Annotated in this window: 3 protein-coding genes; 2 read left to right on the plus strand and 1 reads right to left on the minus strand. The window is 65.5% G+C overall.

The genetic code is table 11. The features are described from left to right. The first annotated feature begins 608 nt into the window (after nt 1–608). Complete coding sequence (locus tag ACIPEK_RS46355; RefSeq protein ID WP_402008988.1) at nt 609–1,886, plus strand: hypothetical protein; 1,278 nt, start codon at nt 609–611, stop codon at nt 1,884–1,886. A gap of 297 nt (nt 1,887–2,183) precedes the next feature. Here the strand turns inward: ACIPEK_RS46355 and ACIPEK_RS46360 are convergent, their stop codons facing one another. Next, on the minus strand, nt 2,184–2,837 hold the full coding sequence (locus ACIPEK_RS46360; RefSeq protein ID WP_402008989.1) for a helix-turn-helix domain-containing protein: 654 nt from the start codon (nt 2,835–2,837) through the stop codon (nt 2,184–2,186). Between the two features lie 194 nt (nt 2,838–3,031). On the opposite strand from ACIPEK_RS46360, the gene ACIPEK_RS46365 reads away from it, so the two are divergent. Next, entirely contained in the window at nt 3,032–3,340 is a 309-nt protein-coding gene (locus tag ACIPEK_RS46365) for a hypothetical protein (protein WP_402008992.1), read from the plus strand. Nucleotides 3,341–3,665 lie beyond the last annotated feature (325 nt).

Raw genomic sequence — 3,665 nt, forward strand, 5'->3', positions numbered from 1 at the left:
ACCGCAGCCAACTCCCCACTCAGCACGTCCTGTCAACGACACGACCCATCAAGAAGACACGCCATCGCAGACCGCACATGACCAAGCACTACTAGTGCCGAGGTCGCCACCGAGCAGGATCAGGCTCCTCGAAGAGTTTGGGCACCGGCCCCAGACCGCCCAGGAGCATCTGAGATGTGGCCCTTCGTCCGACGTAGTACGAGTCTCCCGAGCCGGAGACCGCGAAGGGGGCCGCCGAGAAGTCCCTCCAGGAAGCTCAGGCCCGGACCTCGAGTCCGAGACCAGGCTCACCGAGAGCCGCCGGGTGAAGGAGCAGCTCAGAGCCCACAACCGGGCAAACGCCTAAAGCGACTTCATCGGAGGCATGGCCCTCCCTCCGCCCCCTCGGCCACCGGCCGCAGGGGCTTCTTCATGCCCGCACACACACCCCATGGAGGCCACCGTGTCCGACCTCTGGAACCCAGCGCCGAGAGACTCGTCATCGGCAATGCCGGGCGAGTCGTCGGCTTCGACGAGGTGGTGCTGGCCTGCAAAACACACGTAGCGAGGAGCGAGGCGGTATTTAGATCAGGGCCCACTGTTCAACCCAAGGTCGCTAGAGTTGGCACATGCCGAACGTTGCCATAATCAGCATGGTCGCCCTAGCAGCCGCGGGCTGTGCAGTGTTGGCAACACTCTTGATCCTCCGTCGGCGTCGGTTGGACGTCATTACGGGACCCGCGGACGAGAACCTTCAACCAAAGGCGCCGTCGGGCATGACCGGCTTGGTGTCGATGGAGTCGAGACCATCGTCCGTACCCGTCGTTGACTCCCAGGTCTTGGTCTTGCCGGGGACCAGCGACGATGAGGTGTACGCGTTCGGCGCGCGCGAGAATCTGGACGTGTTCGGCACGACGGTGATTCAGACGCCAATGCAGCTCGGGTCGTGGGCCACTCAGGCCAAGGCTGCCATGGACGGCGTTCAGGCGTACCAGCAGATGGTCGGATGCATCGTGCGGGTCGACCCGGAGATGGCGGCCGCTATTCGCGCGGGCCGTGCGGCGAAGGATAAGGCGGGAGAGGTCCTCGCCCTCGTTCGAAACAGCAAGGGCAGGTTCGAGCATGTTGCGCGCCTCAAGGGGACAGGTGGGCTCGCCGCAGCAGCGTCGATGACGAACGCTCTTTCCGCGATGGCGCTCCAGGCTCAGCTCGATCGGATCGAGAAGCAGCTCACGACCATTTCCGAACAGGTGGGAAGCGTCCAGCGACAGCAGCTCCGCGAATGGCACTCGGAGGCTCGTGCCGCGCAGGACCAACTTGCGGAGGTCTACCGAACCGCGAGGAGCGTCGAGACCCTCTCGGAGATGAACTGGGGACAGGTCGAGTCGAGCGGGATTCTGCTCCGGAAACATCTGCTCCACGACGTCGACAGACTTCGCGAGGCGATCGCGACACTCGAGGACGTAGCGCGCGATCGAACTCTGCGAGGTCGTGAACGGAGATTGACCGACTCGGTTGAGGTCCTTCTGGGTTCGGGCACGGCACTTGAGGTCTCATCGCGGTCCTGGGTCCAGTTCTCAACTCTGCGGCTGTGGCGGATGACCGTTGTCGACGATCCGACGCTGGAGTCTTACCGCGAGGAATTGACGGCGTACATCGCCCGGCAGGCTTCGACCCTCGACCCGCTGATCGCGCGGGCTGATGCCGCGATAAGCCAGGTCGCGGACTTTCGGTGGTGGCATCTCGCGCGGAATCCGATCGCCGGTCGGCGACTGCCAGCCAAGGTCGAGTCTGCGTTGGTCCTGGTGAGAGGCGTCAACTGGTCACCACTTCGCCTGGAACAACCACACCGGAGCCTCGAAACTCCGCAGCGTGCCCTCGACGCCTCAACCAGCGAGATCTCATAGCACAGTTGAGCAAGCCCATCAGGCGACACCAACACCCCTCAAAGGCACACGAACCATCTTCTCAGCTCCGGCAAGTCCTCAGCAGGGCCCCTGCTATCCCTTTCGGCTGTATGTCGGCTGCCCCCTAGCCCACGCCTTCTGCGTGGGTGAGCCGGCAGGCATGAATGAAATGGAGCGGGAGCGCTTCGGTTCCCTGTCCGGTGTTCTGCGGACCAGGGTAAGGAATTCCGGGAGGGATCGAGCGGACGATCGGCGAACATCTGCAGCCCGTCGGGGAGTAGAGGACTACGGCCGCGGCTAGCTGGTCTCCTCGTAGATCTCGATAACGTCGCGTGCCTGCCAGGCTAGTCGGTAGGCGAGGACTATGACCTGGAAGAGTTCGGCCGTGCTCGGCAGTTCTTCGCTGGGGATGTTGGATCCGACGTGGCGGTAGTGGACCGTGTTGGCGACGGCGGTGACGCCGGCGGGAAGCAGCCCGTCCTTCTCGGCCCGCTGGTAGGTCTCAACGACGTTCGATGACCAGCTTCCCGGGATATCACCGTAGTAGCAGTGCGCCAGTTGCAGGGCACACACGCGCAAGACCTCCCAGCTCGATGCCAGGGCCCGCTTCGGATCCTTCGGCGCGGCCGCGCACGCCTCCTCAAGGCTCAGGCCGGTGGTGATATCGGGGATGTTGGTACGCACGGACGTGAGCCAGTCGGGTACCGGCTCCACCGAGGTCGGCCGCCCTCGCGCCGCGACCCACCGATCACGCAGGTCATCTGCATCTGCGCCAAGTGCGATGGCAAGCTTCTCCACGAGCGGCGAGGTAGGCAGGCGTCGCCCGGCGAACGCCTCATTGATGGTGCTCTTGCCGTACCCGGTCCGCGCCGCCATCTGGCGGGTGGAGGGCGCGCCGGCTGCGGCGTGCAAGTGGCGGAGATGGTGGGCGAAGTCCTCAACTGCGGTCACGGCAACCTCCGATGGCGCGGCTGTGCCTGCCCAGCGTAGAGGTGTCCGGTACCCCTGTCCGGCGCTGTCCGGTAATCGTCCGGACAGAGCCGCAACTGTGCCGGAGTCCTGTCCGGACACCCGGCGGACGCGGTTTCGTCGACATTGCCGACCCACCGCCCGCCAAGGCCAAGATCCAGGAAGAAGGCCGCCTGATGACCACTTCGACGCAGCAGCCGGGGGTGTCTCCCGCACCGCCCGCGCCCCGGGCGGGCATCACGCGCAAAACGGGCGTCACCGTGCTCGGCGGAGCCGCCTCGATCAGCACGCTCACCTTCGTTGGTGCCCCTTGGTGGGTGGTCGCCATCGCCGTGGTGCTCGCGATCGTGACGCCGGGCGGGATCCTCCTTGTCCAGGCGGTCGTCCCGCAGGACTCCGAACATAAGAGGGACCTCTGGCTGGCCGGGATACGGCTCATAGACCGCCGTGCCCGTCGTAAGCGGACCGGCCGGAACCGCGAGTGAGCGCCAGCGGTGCATTGCCGCGACCGGGGCTTCGGGCGGGTCCGTGATAACTGATATGCCGGGTTCCTTGGTGTGCTCATCGACATGCCCTGGCGGGCTGCCAAGCCGGCCACCACCAACGCGGCCCGCTGTGCCTGGCGCAATGAGGGGCATGGGCGAGGCATTCCGAAGTTTCACCTGGTCAGGCCCGCCCAGCCGTACTCCCTGCGATAGGGGCTGTGTGAGAGATGCGTACCCCCGTCGGCAGGTGCCGACGGGGGTTCTGCGTGTCGCGGCGGTCTTTCTGCGGGGCGATCGATGTGGCCTGTCGGGTCGGGGCGTCTAC

The organism is Streptomyces sp. NPDC088246 (genome assembly GCF_044741025.1).
Lineage (GTDB): Bacteria > Actinomycetota > Actinomycetes > Streptomycetales > Streptomycetaceae > Streptomyces.